The organism is Pseudokineococcus lusitanus (assembly GCF_003751265.1).
Taxonomy (GTDB): domain Bacteria; phylum Actinomycetota; class Actinomycetes; order Actinomycetales; family Quadrisphaeraceae; genus Pseudokineococcus; species Pseudokineococcus lusitanus.
In genome coordinates, this window is sequence record NZ_RJKN01000007.1 from 138,960 (window position 1) to 153,089 (window position 14,130).

Below are 14,130 nucleotides of genomic sequence, written 5' to 3' on the forward strand. Positions count from 1 at the left end.
CGCGCAGCCCCGGGCCGTCAGCCGCCGCAGTCCTCGAAGACGTACCCGTCGTCGGCGGGCGTCAGCAGGTCGTGGTCGCGCAGGACCATCGACGGCGGACGGTCCGGGTCCTCGCACGCCGCCGGGAAGGCCTCCTCGCCGAGCTCGTCGACGTACTCGACGTCGAGGACGACGTCGTAGTGCTCGAGGTAGTCGCCGCACTCGTCGAACTCGTAGCAGGACTCGGTGACCGCGAAGTCGTACCCGGCCGCGCGCACCCGCTCGGTCTCCTCGACGGTGTTCTTCTGGCCGATCGCGAGCCCCGCGTCGTGGGCCAGCCGGGCGTAGTCGGCGGCCAGCGCGACGTTGTCGTCGGCCGTCAGCAGCCCTCGGGAGCGGGTGAAGGAGTCGAGGTTGTCGATCTCGACGGCGTCGAAGCCGTCGTCGGCGCACCCCTCGACCCACGGGCGGACGAGGTCGACGAGCGCGGCGCGCTTCTCCGGCGTCGACGTGTCGTAGAGGTGCTCGTCGGGCCAGCCCGGGTCGACGAGCGGGGCGCCGTCGACCTGCAGGACGAGGTCCGGGTGCTCGCGGGCGAAGGTCTCCGAGTCGGCGGGCTGCGTCTGGAAGCCGTTGACGTAGCAGACGTCGTAGCCGAGCCCGGCCGGCGGCTCGGTGCGGTCGCGGGCGACCACGGTGACGCCGTCCGCCGGCGGGTAGGGGCCGGCGAGCTGGTAGTCGAAGGCGGCGCCGACCGCGGGCAGCCGCGGCCCGTCGCCCTCGTCCGCAGCGGGCGACGACGCCGGCGCGTCGTCCACCGGGGCGTCGTCCCCGCCCGTCGCGCACCCGGCGAGCAGGGCGAGCACGACGGCCCCGACGAGCAGGGGGGGTCGTGGCCGGGCGGGACGGCGGCGGGCACGGGTGGTCACGGGCGGCTCCGGGCGTCGAGGGGCCGGCGGGACGCGGGCCGGGGGTGATGGTGACCGGTCCCGCCCGTCCCGCACACCGCCGGTCGGGTCAGCCTTGCCCGCGCTCCGCGGCCGGGTTGAGCACCCGGTCGAGGAAGTCGCGGGTGCGCGCCTGCCGCGGCGCCCCGATGACCTGCGCGGGCGGGCCCTCCTCGACAACGACGCCGCCGTCCATGAAGACCAGGTCCGCTGGGCATTCCGATGATTGACAGTGACGGATGGGCGCTGTGTCCCCTCCGCCAGCTCGTCGCGCGGACGCTGACAGATGTATGCGATGTCGTAGCCAACTCCGGGAATAGCTACTTATCAAGAGCAGATGCGACGCGCGTTTGTGCTCTTCGCAGTTGCCATGCGCGCGTCCCAGAGGTTGACGACTCACGTGTGGGGCGTATGGTGTTTGAGTCCGAGTAGGCAATACCTGGAGGTTCTCATGCGCCGTTCAACCTTTGTCGCTGCTGCTGTGGCGGGCCTCATGGCCGCTGCTTCGCCAGCGTCGGCCGACCCGCGAGCTGGTGAGATTGATTGGGAGTGGGGCGGCGCGGGAGGTAGTGGAGTCACGTGCACGCTCGCTGCCAGCGTCTCTGCCGTCCCCGAGAGCGGTTACGTGATTGTTCGAGGCACGTGGAAGGGTTGCGATGGCGGCATCTCTGTGGGGGGAGGCGACGGGACACTCAACGTGGTGGGGCAAGACCCCAACGGTAAGCGTGTTGGAGGTAGCACGTCATTTGCCGACTGCAGTGATACGACCTGCGCGTTGAACGCCCGCATTCCGTACGTTGGTGCAGGCACATACTATGGTTTCGTCTCGGTCAATGACTCCTCGTATCTGCTCGCGAACGGCTCGGACCCGAGCATCAACCCAGCCAGTGCAGTGGGTTGACAGCGGTCTCGGGTCTATTGAGGCGCGCTTTTCGCCGGCGCGCTCGAGTCGGCGGCACGGAAATACTCTAAACGGCGGGGGAGATGTGCTGGTGTGGAAGGAGGCACTAGGGCGTCCCAGTCGTAGTCGGCATGCACCTCATTAGGCGAGGTTAATCCGGCATTGGGACTCCCAGCGTTGGGTGCGCTTGTCAGTGTGCTGGCCATAGGGCTTGTCCCGGAGCTCGCCCTGCCACCCCTCGGGCGAGGCCAGGCCGGCCCACGGCTCGAGGCACACGAAGTCTGCGCCCGTCGGCTTCGACCACACGCCGAGCTGGGGGAAGCCCTCGGTCGTGAGCCGCACCTGCGGCGTGCCCGGGCCGCCGTAAACGAGCGAGCGGCTGCGCAGCCCGTCCATGACGACGGCGTCCTCGGCGAAGAGTCCCTCGGACAGGCGCAGGGTGCGGCCGTCGACCGGCGTCGGCTGCGGGTCGGTGAGGAGCCCGCCGCGCACACCGCGCACGTCCGCGGGCTCCGGCTCGGCGAAGACGACCGTGTGGTCGTCCTTCGCGACGCCGTCGGCCAGCGGCCAGCGGAAGGCGGGGTGCCACCCGAGCGAGAAGGGGAGCGGCTCGTCGCCCGTGGCGCTCACCGCCCACCGCACGGTGAGCGCGGGCCCGTCGACCTCGTAGGTGAGGACGAGCGCGAAGCCGAAGGGGTAGTGCTCGCGGGTCGTGGCGTCGTCGCCGAGCCGCAGGACCGCGCGGGAGGTGGACGCCTCGAGGACGTCGAAGGGGAGGTCGCGGGCGAAGCCGTGCTGGCCCATCGGGTACCGGCGGCCGTCGACGACGACCTCGTCGTCCACGACCTTGCCGACGACCGGGAAGAGCGTCGGCGCCCGACGACGCCACTCCGGCCCGGCCTGCCACAGCAGCTCGACGCCCTCGGTGCCGTCGGGGTCGCCGCCGCGCCACCGCAGGGACTGCAGCTCCGCGCCCTGCCGGGCGACGACGACGGACAGCTCGCTGCTCTCGATGCGCACCTCGTCCACGCCGTGCATCCTGCCGCCCCCGTCCCCCGCCGCCACCCCTCCAGCCACCCCTCGCACCCGCCACCCCCGCATCGCGGGGACTGCCGTCCGTCGAGGAGCGTCATGGCCACACATCGCGGCGGAAGAGCGCGCGCGAGGTGCGGCGGGGTCGGGAGGGGGCAGGATCGGCGACGGCCCGGGGTGGGCACGCGCGCGACCGCGCCGTGGCGCCGGGCCGAGGAGGAGATCGCGGTGAGCGCTGGACTCGTGGCCCTGCTGGACGACGTGGCGGTGCTGGCGCGCGCCGCCGCCTCCTCGCTCGACGACGTCGGCGTCGCCGCGGCGCGGGCGGGCGCGAAGACGGCGGGCGTCGTCGTCGACGACGCGGCCGTCACCCCGCAGTACGTCCGCGGCCTCGCCGCCGCGCGCGAGCTGCCGGTCATCCGCCGCATCGCGGTCGGCTCGCTGCGCAACAAGGCGATCATCATCCCGGTCGTCCTGCTGCTCAGCTGGGCCCTGCCCTGGGTGCTGACGCCGCTGCTGATGCTCGGCGGCGGCTACCTCGCCTACGAGGGGGCGCACAAGGTGTGGGGCAAGCTGCGCGGCCACGGGCCGAAGGCCGAGGACGTCCACGAGATGCCCGACGAGGACACCGTCGTCCGCGGCGCGGTGCGGACGGACCTCGTGCTGTCGGCCGAGATCCTCGTCATCTCGCTCGACCAGCTCACCGAGGAGCCCTTCCTCACCCGGGCGGTGTCGCTCGTCCTCGTCGGCGTCCTCGTGACGGTCGCCGTCTACGGCGTCGTGGCGATCATCGTCAAGACCGACGACGTCGGGCTGCGGCTCGCGGAGTCGTCCTCGGGCGCCGTCGCCCGCCTGGGACGCGGGCTCGTCACCGGGCTCCCCAAGTTCCTCGCCGTCCTCACCGTCGTCGGCACCGCGGCGATGCTGTGGGTCGGCGGCCACATCCTCCTCGTGGGGACGGACGAGCTGGGCCTCCACGTGCTCTACGACGTCGTCCACCACGCCGAGGTCGCCGTCGCCGACGCCACGGGCGCGGCCGGCGGGGTCCTCGGCTGGCTCGTCAACACGCTCGGCAGCGCCGTGCTCGGCCTCGTCGTCGGGCTGCTCCTGCTCGCCGTGCTCCACGGCGTGCAGCGGCTCCGCGGGAAAAACGCCGCGGCGCACTGAGCGGCGCGGCATCACGGCCGGGCCGGGCCGCGCTCAGGCGTCCGGCTCGAGCCGTCCGTCGCTCATCCGCAGGACCCGGTCGGCGTGGGCGATGGTCGTCGTGTCGTGGGACGCGACGAGGGCCCCGGTGCCGGCGGTGGTGCACAGGTCCCGCAGGACGCCGAGGACCTGGGTGGTCGTGTCCTCGTCGAGGCGGCCGGTCGGCTCGTCGGCGACGAGGAAGGCCGGCCGGACGACGAGGGCGCGGGCCAGCGCCGTGCGCTGCGCCTGGCCGAGGGAGACCTCCGCGGGGGCGCGGTCGACGACGGCGGCCAGGCCCAGGGCCTCGAGCACGGCGACCGCGGCGGCCGCCGGGTCGTCGTGGCCGGCGAGGCGCGCGGGCAGGGCGACGTTGTCGAGCAGGCTCAGCTCCTCGAGCAGCCCGAAGCGCTGCGGGACGACGGCGACCTCCTCCCACGACGTCCGCGCCGCACCGCGGGCGGTGGCGCCGTGCGTCGTCGTGCCGGCGTCGGGCGCCTCCCACCCCAGCAGGCAGTTGAGCAGCGTGGTCTTGCCCGACCCGGACCGGCCGACGAGGGCGACGACCTCGCCGGGGCGCACCTCGAGGGTGACGCCGCGCAGGGCGCGCACCTCCTCGCGGCCGCGGCGGTAGGTCTTGACGAGGTCGTGGCACCCGAGCACCCCGCCGCGCGGGGGCGGCGCGGGCGAGGGGCCGGGCACGGGTGCGGCGTGGCGGCCGGTCACGTGGCCCTCCGCACGACGACGCCCTCGGGCGTCGTGTCCACGACCACCCGGGTGGTGCCGGTGGCGCCCAGGGCGGCGAGGGCGTCGTCGGGCAGCTGCAGGCGCCCGTCGGCGTCGACGACGGCCAGGCGGCGCCCGTCGAGCAGCTCGTGGGCGACGGTGCCCGAGCGCAGGTGCAGCGCGTGGTCGGCCGCCTCGACGGCGAGGGGGTCGTGCGTGGCCATGAGCACCGACGTGCCCGTGCGGGTGAGCGCGCGGACGGCGTCCAGCAGGTCGTGCGTCGTGGCGGTGTCGAGCTCGCCGGTGGGCTCGTCCGCGACCACGAGGGCGGGCCGGCCGACGACGGCCTGGGCGAAGGCCAGCCGCTGCTGCTCCCCGCCGGACATCTCCCCGGGCCGGTGGTGGGCGCGGGCGGTGAGGTGCAGGAGCTCGAGGAGGTGGTCGGCCTCCTCGCGCGCCTCGCCCCGGGGCACGCGGCGGAGGCGGCCGGCCGTCGCCAGGTGCTCGGCGGCGGTGAGGTGCCGCAGGAGGTTGTCGGTGGGGCGCGCGAAGACGTACCCGATGTGGCGGCGTCGCAGCGCGCGCAGGCCCCGGGCGGACAGCCCGGCGAGCGACCGGCCCGCCACCTCCGCGTGCCCGGCGGTGGGCCGGTCCTGGGCGGCGAGGATGCGCAGCAGCGACGACTTGCCCGACCCGGACGGCCCGGTGAGGGCGGTCGTCCGGCCGACGGGGACGGTGACGTCGACGCCCTTGAGGGCGTGGACCTCCCCGGTCGGCGACGAGTAGATGCGCACCACGCCCTCGCAGCGCGCCGCGGGCCCGGCGGCCCCGGCGGTCGGCAGGGTCTCAGCCGGCATCGCGCATCACCTGCCCGAGCGCGGCGGTGCGGACGGTGCGCGCCGCCAGCGCCCCGGCGGCGCCGGCGACGACCACCGCCCCGACGACGACGGCGGCGACCGTCGTCCACGGCACGGCGAGGACCGGGTCGGGCGGCAGCGTCGGGACGGGGTCGACGAGGCGCAGCACCAGCGCGGACGCGGGCAGGCCGACCGCCACGGCGACCGAAGCGGCCAGCAGGGCGAGCGCCCCCGTCTCCAGGGCGGCCGCGGCGGCGGTCGCCCGGGTCGTCATGCCCATCCGGGCGAGCAGGAGCGCCGCGACGGCGCGCTGCCGCGCCTGGGCCGCGGCGTGCAGCGCCAGGCCCACGAGGCCGAGCAGCCCGGCGGCCAGGGCGACCGCGCGGAGGTACCCCAGCGACCAGGTCTGGGCGACGAGCTCGGGGCGCGTGGCGAAGTCGGCGGCCGTCCGGACGGCGCCGTCCGCCGTCGGGCCCGCCGGGGCGATGCCCGCGGCGGCCAGCACGTCGAGCACGGGCCCGGGCTCCCCGCGCGCCCACACCCGGCGCTCGACGAGGGTGGCCGGGTCCCGGTCCGAGGCCTCGAGGGCGGCGGAGTAGGCGTCCCAGGGCGCCACGAGCAGCGGTCGCAGCGACGACTGCCCCGGGAAGGCGTCGGCCCGCCCGACGACCTGGACGGGCACCTGGTACCCGCCGAGGTCGACGGTGAGCTGCCCGTCGACCGCGTCGACGAGGGCCTCCGGGAGGTCTCCCGCGGCGACGACCGGGACGCGCCCCTCCACGCCCCCGGGGCCCGTCCGCAGCGCCGCCACGAGCCCGGCGAGGGGCACCGACGACAACCGCGTCTCCCACCGGACCACGTCGGCGAGGGAGCCGGGGTCGACGACGAGCACGTCCGCCTCCACGCCGGCGGGCAGCACCTCCGCCCGCTGGTCCTCGCCGACGACCGTCAGCGCCGGCACGCCGGCGCCGGGGTCGGCCAGCGCGGCGACGTCGCCCGCCGACGGCGGGTCGGTGCTGCGCGGGAGGTCGACGACGACGTCGCCGCCGGTGGCCACCGACGACTTCACCGCGACCGTCCGCGCGGCGGAGTCGGCGAGCGCGCCGGCGTAGGTCACCAGCCCCAGGGCCAGGGCCGTCGTCACCGTCACGAGCCGGGTGGCCCCCGGACCGGCGACGACGCGCCGCAGCGCCAGCAGCGCCGGCACGGGCAGCCGTCGGGCCCGCCCCAGCAGCCGCGGGGCGAGCCGCTGGAGCACCGCGACGACCGCCCCCGCGGCGACGACGACGACGAGCAGCGGCACGACGAGGGTGAGGACGTCCACCTCGCCGGGGGCGACCGTGCCGTCGTCCCGGACGGCGCGCGCGACGAGCGGGACCGTCGCGACGACGGTGACCGCGGCCAGCACGGGGAGCCACGGCACCCGGCCCACGAGCTGCGCCGCGGGGCCCAGGCCGACGCGCCCCAGCCGGGCGACGGCGGCGGCGGTGACCACGACGACGAGGCCGACGGCGACCACCCCGGCGACGGCCAGGACCGCCAGGGCCGTCGGCACCACCTCGACCGGCAGCCTCGGGGAGGGACCGAGGAGGACGACGGCGCCCCACCCGAGCCCGGCGCCGGCGACCAGGCCCACGAGGACCGGCAGGAGCGCCTCGGCCCCGGCCTGCGCCGCGCCCCGGGCCGGGGACAAGCCCCGGGCGACGAGCGCCCGCAGCTCGCCCTCGCGGCGACGGGCCCGGGCGCCGGCCCAGGCGCCGACGAGGGCCGCGGCCGCCAGCGCGCCGCCGACGCCGACCGCCCGCACCGGCGGCTCGAGCAGCGTCACGGTCCGGTCGACGTCGTCGACGACCGCCGGCAGGCCGGTGCGCACCTCGGGCACCGCCAGCCCCAGCGTGGCGGCGAGCGCGGCGACCGGCTGGTCGGGCGCGGACAGCTGCGCCTGCAGCGTGCGGGTGGCCGCGGAGACCTCCCGCACGCGCGGGACCAGCAGGCCCGGCGGCGTCGGGAAGTACCAGGTGGCGAAGACGTCCGATCCGGTCGCCTGCTCCAGCCGTCGGCTGGTCTCCGCCGACGCCAGCAGCGCCGGGGGCGGGACGCTCGGCTCCAGCTCGTCCGCGCTGACGGTCGGCACCACGAGGGAGCCGATGCCCTGCCAGAAGTCCGGGAGCGGGACGGTGACGTCCTCGTACACCCCGGTGAGGACGACGTCGACCCGCAGGAGCGACTCCTCCTCGGACGGGCGGTCGAGCGGCACGACGAGCTCGAGGGTGTCCCCGGCCCGCGCGCCGATGCGCCGCACCAGCTCCTCCGGCGCCACGACCCCGTCCTCGGTGACCTCCCCCTCGACGAGCGTGACGGCGTCGGCGTAGCCCGGGCGCGTCACCAGCTGGACCTCCGTCGTCGCGCCGTCGGGGGCCTCGGCGACGAGGTCGGTGGCGAGGGAGGTCGTCAGGCGGGGGGCGGCCAGGCCGACGCGCCCGCCGGCGGCCCGCACCCGCTCGTCGAGGTCGGCGACCGCCGTCCGGCGGAGCGACGCCGGCCCCGCCTGGGGCGCCACCGTGGTGGTCAGCGTCGTCCCCACGGCCTGGCCCACCTGCTCCTGCCGCTGCTCCCACGCACCCTGCGCGCTGGAGGCGACCACGAGCGGCGCCGAGACGGCGACCGCGGCGAGCACCGCGACGAGCACCGCCAGCGCCGCCGCCTGGCCGGTGAAGGGCAGCAGGGCCTGCCGCACCCGGCGGACCGCCCCTCGTGCCCGCGCCCGCCGTCCCGGCACGCCACGACCCCCCGGCCCGCTCGACCTCACCGCCCGGCGGACCGCCGGCCGGCAGCCGCTCCGCGGCGGAGCCGACGGCCCCGGCCCCACCACAGCGCACCGGCGACGTCCTGAGAAGGGCTCGGGCCGAGATCGTCACCGCACCGTGTCCTCGGGCACACGTCGCGCTCCCGTCGGCCGGTCGTCCTCACGCGGGGTCGGAGGGGACCGCGGCGCGCAGGCCCCGGAGCAGCCGGTGGCCGTCCGTCCCGCGCACCTCCGGCACCCGGGTGCCGTCGACGGTGCCGACCGCGGCGTCGCCCGCGGTCGCGGCGGCCCGTGGACCGACCTGCCGCAGCGCCACGGCCAGGACGTGCTGCGGGTGCTCGCGGGCGAAGTCGGCGTAGACCTCGGGGTCGTTCTCCCCGTCGTCGCCGACGAGGAGCCACCGCACCCCGGGGAAGTCGGCCCGCAGGCGCTGGAGGCTGCGCCGCTTGTGCGCCCGGCCGTCGCGGAAGACGCCGGCGTCCGACGGCCCCCAGTGGGTGAGGAGGAGGGGGCCCGCCGGGAAGCCGTGGCGGTCGAGGAAGCGGGCCAGCGGGCCGTTGAAGTTCCAGGGGCCGGTGCTGAGGTAGACGACCGGGCTGTGGTCGCTGCCGTGCTCGGCGTGGGCCGCGACGAGCAGGTCGGCCATGCCCTCGACGGGGGCCCGCAGGGCGAAGGCGCGGCTCATCGTCCGCCACGCGGCGCCGAGGGGGTGCTCGAGGCCGGTGACGAGGGCGGTGTCGTCGACGTCGCAGACGATCCCGGTGCGGGCCTCCGGGTCCGCGACGTGCACCGGCGCCTCGACGGGATCGCGGTCCCCGACGCGGAAAGTCACGGTGCGCTCGCCCGGCGCGAAGGACCACGGCAGGACGGCGTCGACGAAGCCGCCCGGGCCGCTGCGGACCTCGTGGACGGTGTCCTGGCCGGCGGCGGAGACCTCGACGGCGACGCGGGACCGCTGGAGGGTCACGAGGCGGCGCCAGCCGGCGACGCCGCGGACCGTGCTCGGCTCGCGCCCCGGGGCGGCGAGGACGACGCGGGCCAAGACGCGGGCGCTCCCGTCGACGCCGTAGCCCGGGTACGGCAGGACGGCGTAGGTCCAGCCCCGCCGCCGCAGCACGGCCGCGAGGACGTCGCGGCGGGCACGGCCGAGGCGGAAGAGGGCCGCACCCGCGCGCGAGCGGGGGAGCGGGTCGACCTCGTCGCCGTCGTCGCGGGCCCCGGTCGGGGGAGGTCCTCCGGCGCTGGTCATCCCGGGAGTCTGCCGGTCGGCCCGGCGGCGCCGGAGGGAGGTGGTTCGTCGAGGCACCGGTGAGCCCTCTCGCGCAGCCCCGCCCGTGGGGGCGGCGGACGGGTGCTCGTGCCGGGTCGCGCTGCGGCGCAGGCGTGACGGGCGTCAGGAGCCTCCCCGCGGTGCCGATGGGAGGTCGTCGGCGTGCGCGACGCCGGCTGACGGAGGGGGAGCGGTGGACGGTCCGAGCCGCAGGTTCCCGGCGCCCGCGGGCGCCGCGTCCGACCACGCCCTCATGGCGGCCGCCTTCGCCGGCAGCCGGGCGCTCCTGCTCGTCATCGGGCCGGACGGCCACGTCCTCGTCGCCAACCCGGCCATGACCGCCGCCACCGGCTGGACGCCCGAGGAGCTGGCCGCCCGTCCGTTCTGGGAGACCTTCGTCGTCCCCGAAGACCGCCCCCGCGCCCACGCCGACTTCACCCGGGCGATGGCCACGGGCGAGCACTTCACCGTCGAGGGCGACTGGACGGGCCGCGACGGCGGACGTCGACGCATCTCGATGCAGGTCGACGTGCTCCTCGACGAGGACGGGCGCCCCTGCGCGGAGTCGCTGGTGGGCGTGGACGTCACCGAGCAGCGCCGCGAGGAGGAGCGGCTGCGCCGTCGTGCGGAGACCGACGCGCTGACCGGCCTGGCCAACCGACGCCGCCTCGTGGCGCGGCTGCACGAGGCCCTGGCCGACGACGGCCCCGGAGCGGGGGTGCTCTTCTGCGACCTGGACGGCTTCAAGGCCGTCAACGACCGCGACGGGCACCACGCCGGCGACCAGCTCCTCGTCGAGGTCGCGCGCCGCCTGACCGCGGCCGCCGCGCCGGGCGAGCTGGTCGGTCGCCTCGGCGGCGACGAGTTCGTCGTCGTCAGCCCCGGCGCCGACCGCGGCCGCCTGGCGGCGCTCGCCGAGGACGTGCGGGTCGCGCTCTCGCGGCCCGTCGACCTCCGCGACGCCGCCGGCGGGGCCGCGCAGGTCGGGGCCGTCGAGGTCGGGGCCAGCACCGGCTGGGCGCTCGGCCCGCCGGGGAGCGACGCCGACGAGGTCCTGCGGGCCGCGGACCGGCGCATGTACCGGGCCAAGACCGCCCGCCGTCGGGTCCGGGCCCGCGGGCGGTGACCACACTGCGGGCATGGACCTCGCCCTGCACGTCGCCGACTTCACCGGCTTCGGCGCCCCCGAGCACCTCCCGGCCGGTCTCTCCGCCACCGCCCGCGCCGCGGAGGACGCCGGCTTCACGACGCTGACGCTGATGGACCACTGGTTCCAGATGGACGCGCTGGCCCCGGCCACCGACCCGATGCTCGAGGGGTACACGACCCTCGGCTACCTCGCCGGGCGGACCGAGCGCCTCCGGCTCGGGCTGCTGGTCACCGGGGTCACCTACCGCCACCCCGGGCTGCTCGCCAAGACCGTGGCCACCCTCGACGTGCTCTCCGGCGGTCGTGCGCTGCTCGGCATCGGCGCCGCCTGGTACGAGCGCGAGCACCTCGGCCTCGGCGTGCCGTTCCCGCCCGTCGCGGAGCGCTTCGAGCGGCTGGAGGAGGCGCTCGCGATCTGCGGGCAGATGTGGGGCGAGGAGGTCGGTCCCTTCGCCGGCCGTCACCACCGGCTCGCGGAGACCCTCTGCGTGCCGCGACCGCTGCAGGCGGCCGGGCGGCTCGCCGGGCCGCCGGTGCTCGTCGGGGGGATGGGGGAGCGGAAGACGCTGCGCCTGGTGGCCCGGTACGCGGACGCGTGCAACCTCTTCGACGCGGGTCCCGACGTCGTCGCCCACAAGCTGGCGGTGCTGGACCGGCACTGCGAGGACGTCGGGCGGGACCCGGCCGAGGTGACCCGGACCGTCGTCACCGGGACCGACCCGCTCGCCGACCCCGACGCCTTCGTGGCGGCGATGGGCGCCTACGCCGACCTCGGCGTCACGACGGTGTGGGTGGGCTCCGCCGGCCCCGACCTGCCCGCGTGGGTCACCCGGGTGGGCGGCGAGGTCGGGGCGCGGCTGGCCGGGCTCTGAGGCGCCGCGACCGCGACGCCCCGCCCGCGCGGTGGCGCGGCCCTCACGCGGACGCCGCGGCCGGCTCCTCGGTGGAGCGGGAGCTGGTCAGCGTCCTTGCGCCGAGCCCGGCGAGGAGACCGACGACGACGGCCAGGGCGGCGAAGGCGACCCGCTCGCCGTGGAAGAAGGCCGTCACCAGCTCGGTGCTCCACGTGCCGGCGGGCAGGGTGGCGGTGACCAGGGTGGCGATCAGCGTGCCGACCACGGCGGTGCCGACGCTCGTGCCGACCTCCTGCGCGGTGTCGTTGAGGGAGGCGGCCAGGGACGTGCGGTCGGCCGGTGCGGCGCTGACGAGGGCGACGGCGCAGATGGTCATCACCGTGCGCAGCCCGACGGTCATGACGACCAGGCAGGCGGCGATCACCGGGTAGCCGTGGTCGACGCCGACGGCCAGGCCCGCCAGGGAGGCGGTGAGGAGCCCGGCGCCGACGAGGCAGGCGACCCGGTGGCCGAGCCGCTGCGCGAGCCGCTCGGAGACCGGCGTCGCGGCGATCATCGTGAGGATGACCGGCAGGTTGGCCAGGCCGGCCCGGACGGGGGTCCAGCCGTAGGCGTACTGGAAGTGCAGGACGAGGCTGAACATCACCGCGGCCATGGCGATCGACGTGCCGACCTGGGCGACGGCCGCGCCGCGGACCGTGCCGTCGCGGAAGACGGCGAGGTCGAGCATCGGCTGCGGCGTCCGGCGCTCGTGGCGCACGAAGGCGGTGAGGGCGAGGACCGCTCCCAGGGCGGAGCCGGTGGTGGCCAGGGAGAGCCAGCCGTGCTCGACGCCGCTCGTCAGCGTCCAGCACGCCAGGCCGATCGTGGCGGTGGAGAGCAGGGCGCCGGGCAGGTCGAGGCGGTCGGTGGTGAGGTCCTCGGGGCGGTCGGCGGCGACGCCGCGGCGCACGCCGACCCAGGCGACGAGCGCGACCGGCGCGTTGACCACCAGCAGCCACTCCCAGCCGACGTGGGCGAGGGCCGTGCCCCCGAGCAGCGGGCCGAGGACGAACCCGCTCAGGCCGACGACGATCATCACGGTCATGGCGCGCATGCGCAGCGCCTCGTCGTCGAAGAGGCGGAACACCAGGGAGTTGGTGATCGGCGCCATCATCGCGGCGGCGACGCCGAGGGCGGCGCGCAGGGCGATGAGCTCGCCCGCGGTCGTCACGAGCGCGGCGAGCAGGCTGACGAGGCCGAAGGTGGCCAGGCCGACGAGGAGCACCCGCCGGCGGCCGAGCCGGTCGGCGGCCGAGCCGGCCGTCAGCAGCAGCCCGCCGAAGGTGAGCGAGTAGGCGCCCGTCACCCACTGCAGGGCGGTGGTGCCGCTTCCCAGGTCCCGGCCGATGGTCGGCAGGGCGATCGTCAGCAGCGTGTTGTCGACCATCTCCACGAAGAAGGCCAGGCACAGCGCGAGCAGCGGGACCCACGCCGCGCGCAGCGACGTGTACGTGGTGGGGGCCGTCGTCGCCGCGGCCGGCGTCAGGGGCATCGGGGGCGTCAGGGGCGTCTGGGCGGGCGGGGTGCTGGGGCTCACGGCGTCTCTCCTCTCGGTGGGGGCCGTCCGTACCGAACGACGTTCGAGACTGTAGAACGACGTTCGGTCCGGTGTCCAGGCTGTGGTGGGATGAGGGCCATGGCCGACCCGGAGAGCCCACGCAGGTCCCGGCCCGAGCGCCCCGGTGGCCGTGGCGGGACCGGCGGGCGCGCACCCCGGCGCCGCGCCTCGCACTCCCTGGAGGCCGTGGTCGCCGAGGCCGTCGCCCTGCTCGACGAGGCGGGGGAGCAGGCGCTGACCTTCCGCGCGCTCGCCGCCCGGCTGGGCGGCGGGGTCGGCAGCATCTACTGGTACGTCTCCGGCAAGGACGAGCTCGTCGACCGGGCCAGCGACCACGTGCTCGCCTCGGTCCTCGCGGCGACGGATCGCCGCACCGGCTCCGAGGACCCGGTCGACGACGTCCGGGCCATCGCCGTGTCCCTCTTCGACGCGCTGGTCACCCGCCCGTGGCTGGGTGCCTACTTCCTCCGCGACGCGGAGCTGCAGCCGAACGGCCTGCTGCTCTACGAGCGGCTCGGGCAGCAGGTGATGAGGCTGGGGATGGCGCCCCGCCCGACCTTCGAGGCCGTGTCGGCCGTGATGGGCTTCGTCATCGGCACCGCCGCCGACCTGGGGCGCACGCCCCGGGCCGACGCCGACGCGGACGGCCGCGACGCGGGACTCGGCGACGTCGTCGAGCGGTGGCGCGGCCTCGACGAGGCGGCGTTCCCCTTCGTGCACCTGGTGCTCGAGGAGTTCGCCACCCACGACGACGGGGAGCAGTTCCGCGCGGGGCTGGACCTCCTGCTCGCGGGGGTGCGCCTGCGCGCCTCCCGGGGCTGAGG

General features: G+C 76.5%; 11 protein-coding genes and 1 pseudogene. 4 read left to right on the plus strand and 8 right to left on the minus strand.

Annotation, left to right across the window (positions count from 1 at the left end):
* Positions 1–17: 17 nt before the first annotated feature.
* The 3 genes and pseudogenes from EDC03_RS13795 to EDC03_RS13805 form a co-directional block, all read right to left on the minus strand.
* On the minus strand, positions 18–908 hold the full coding sequence (locus EDC03_RS13795) for an endo alpha-1,4 polygalactosaminidase (protein WP_199720262.1): 891 nt from the start codon (positions 906–908) through the stop codon (positions 18–20).
* Between the two features lie 88 nt (positions 909–996).
* Positions 997–1,131, minus strand: a pseudogene (locus EDC03_RS18465) (amino acid ABC transporter ATP-binding protein); the annotation flags it as partial.
* An 837-nt stretch (positions 1,132–1,968) separates the two neighbouring features.
* Positions 1,969–2,856 carry an aldose 1-epimerase family protein gene (locus EDC03_RS13805; RefSeq protein WP_199720263.1) on the minus strand — a complete coding sequence of 296 codons (888 nt, stop codon included), beginning with the start codon at positions 2,854–2,856 and terminating at the stop codon, positions 1,969–1,971.
* A gap of 231 nt (positions 2,857–3,087) precedes the next feature.
* Here EDC03_RS13805 and EDC03_RS13810 point away from each other — a divergent pair, with 231 nt between their 5' ends.
* Positions 3,088–4,026 (plus strand): DUF808 domain-containing protein, encoded by a 939-nt coding sequence (locus tag EDC03_RS13810; protein WP_123380927.1) that lies wholly within the window; start codon positions 3,088–3,090, stop codon positions 4,024–4,026.
* Positions 4,027–4,059: 33 nt separating this feature from the next.
* Here the strand turns inward: EDC03_RS13810 and EDC03_RS13815 are convergent, their stop codons facing one another.
* From EDC03_RS13815 to EDC03_RS13830, 4 genes are all read right to left on the minus strand, one after another.
* Positions 4,060–4,770: an ABC transporter ATP-binding protein gene (locus tag EDC03_RS13815; protein WP_123380828.1), complete on the minus strand. Its 711-nt coding sequence runs from the start codon at positions 4,768–4,770 to the stop codon at positions 4,060–4,062.
* On the minus strand, positions 4,767–5,627 hold the full coding sequence (locus EDC03_RS13820; protein WP_123380829.1) for an ABC transporter ATP-binding protein: 861 nt from the start codon (positions 5,625–5,627) through the stop codon (positions 4,767–4,769). The genes EDC03_RS13815 and EDC03_RS13820 overlap by 4 nt, the downstream gene beginning before the upstream one ends.
* The gene (locus EDC03_RS13825; protein ID WP_123380830.1) at positions 5,617–8,364 is read right to left on the minus strand and encodes an FtsX-like permease family protein; all 2,748 of its coding nucleotides are present in this window, start codon (positions 8,362–8,364) and stop codon (positions 5,617–5,619) included. Before EDC03_RS13825 ends, EDC03_RS13820 begins: the two co-directional genes overlap by 11 nt.
* Before the next feature lie 229 nt (positions 8,365–8,593).
* A complete protein-coding gene (locus tag EDC03_RS13830) occupies positions 8,594–9,682 on the minus strand; it encodes an App1 family protein (RefSeq protein ID WP_123380831.1) in 1,089 nt (362 codons plus the stop codon).
* A 214-nt stretch (positions 9,683–9,896) separates the two neighbouring features.
* Between EDC03_RS13830 and EDC03_RS13835 the strand changes: the two genes are divergently transcribed.
* Entirely contained in the window at positions 9,897–10,829 is a 933-nt protein-coding gene (locus EDC03_RS13835; protein ID WP_199720264.1) for a GGDEF domain-containing protein, read from the plus strand.
* 13 nt (positions 10,830–10,842) lie between these two features.
* Positions 10,843–11,724 carry an LLM class F420-dependent oxidoreductase gene (locus tag EDC03_RS13840; protein ID WP_123380832.1) on the plus strand — a complete coding sequence of 294 codons (882 nt, stop codon included), beginning with the start codon at positions 10,843–10,845 and terminating at the stop codon, positions 11,722–11,724.
* Positions 11,725–11,767: 43 nt separating this feature from the next.
* Here the strand turns inward: EDC03_RS13840 and EDC03_RS13845 are convergent, their stop codons facing one another.
* On the minus strand, positions 11,768–13,240 hold the full coding sequence (locus EDC03_RS13845) for an MFS transporter (RefSeq protein WP_123380929.1): 1,473 nt from the start codon (positions 13,238–13,240) through the stop codon (positions 11,768–11,770).
* A 135-nt stretch (positions 13,241–13,375) separates the two neighbouring features.
* On the opposite strand from EDC03_RS13845, the gene EDC03_RS13850 reads away from it, so the two are divergent.
* Positions 13,376–14,128: a TetR/AcrR family transcriptional regulator gene (locus EDC03_RS13850; RefSeq protein ID WP_422393828.1), complete on the plus strand. Its 753-nt coding sequence runs from the start codon at positions 13,376–13,378 to the stop codon at positions 14,126–14,128.
* The last annotated feature ends 2 nt before the right edge of the window (positions 14,129–14,130 follow it).

Coding starts and splice junctions, on each gene's coding strand:
- EDC03_RS13820 (WP_123380829.1), bottom strand. CDS start 5,627: ATGCCGGCTGAGACCCTGCCGACCGCCGGGGCCGCCGGGCCCGCGGCG.
- EDC03_RS13830 (WP_123380831.1), bottom strand. CDS start 9,682: ATGACCAGCGCCGGAGGACCTCCCCCGACCGGGGCCCGCGACGACGGC.
- EDC03_RS13840 (WP_123380832.1), top strand. CDS start 10,843: ATGGACCTCGCCCTGCACGTCGCCGACTTCACCGGCTTCGGCGCCCCC.
- EDC03_RS13845 (WP_123380929.1), bottom strand. CDS start 13,240: ATGCCCCTGACGCCGGCCGCGGCGACGACGGCCCCCACCACGTACACG.
- EDC03_RS13850 (WP_422393828.1), top strand. CDS start 13,376: ATGAGGGCCATGGCCGACCCGGAGAGCCCACGCAGGTCCCGGCCCGAG.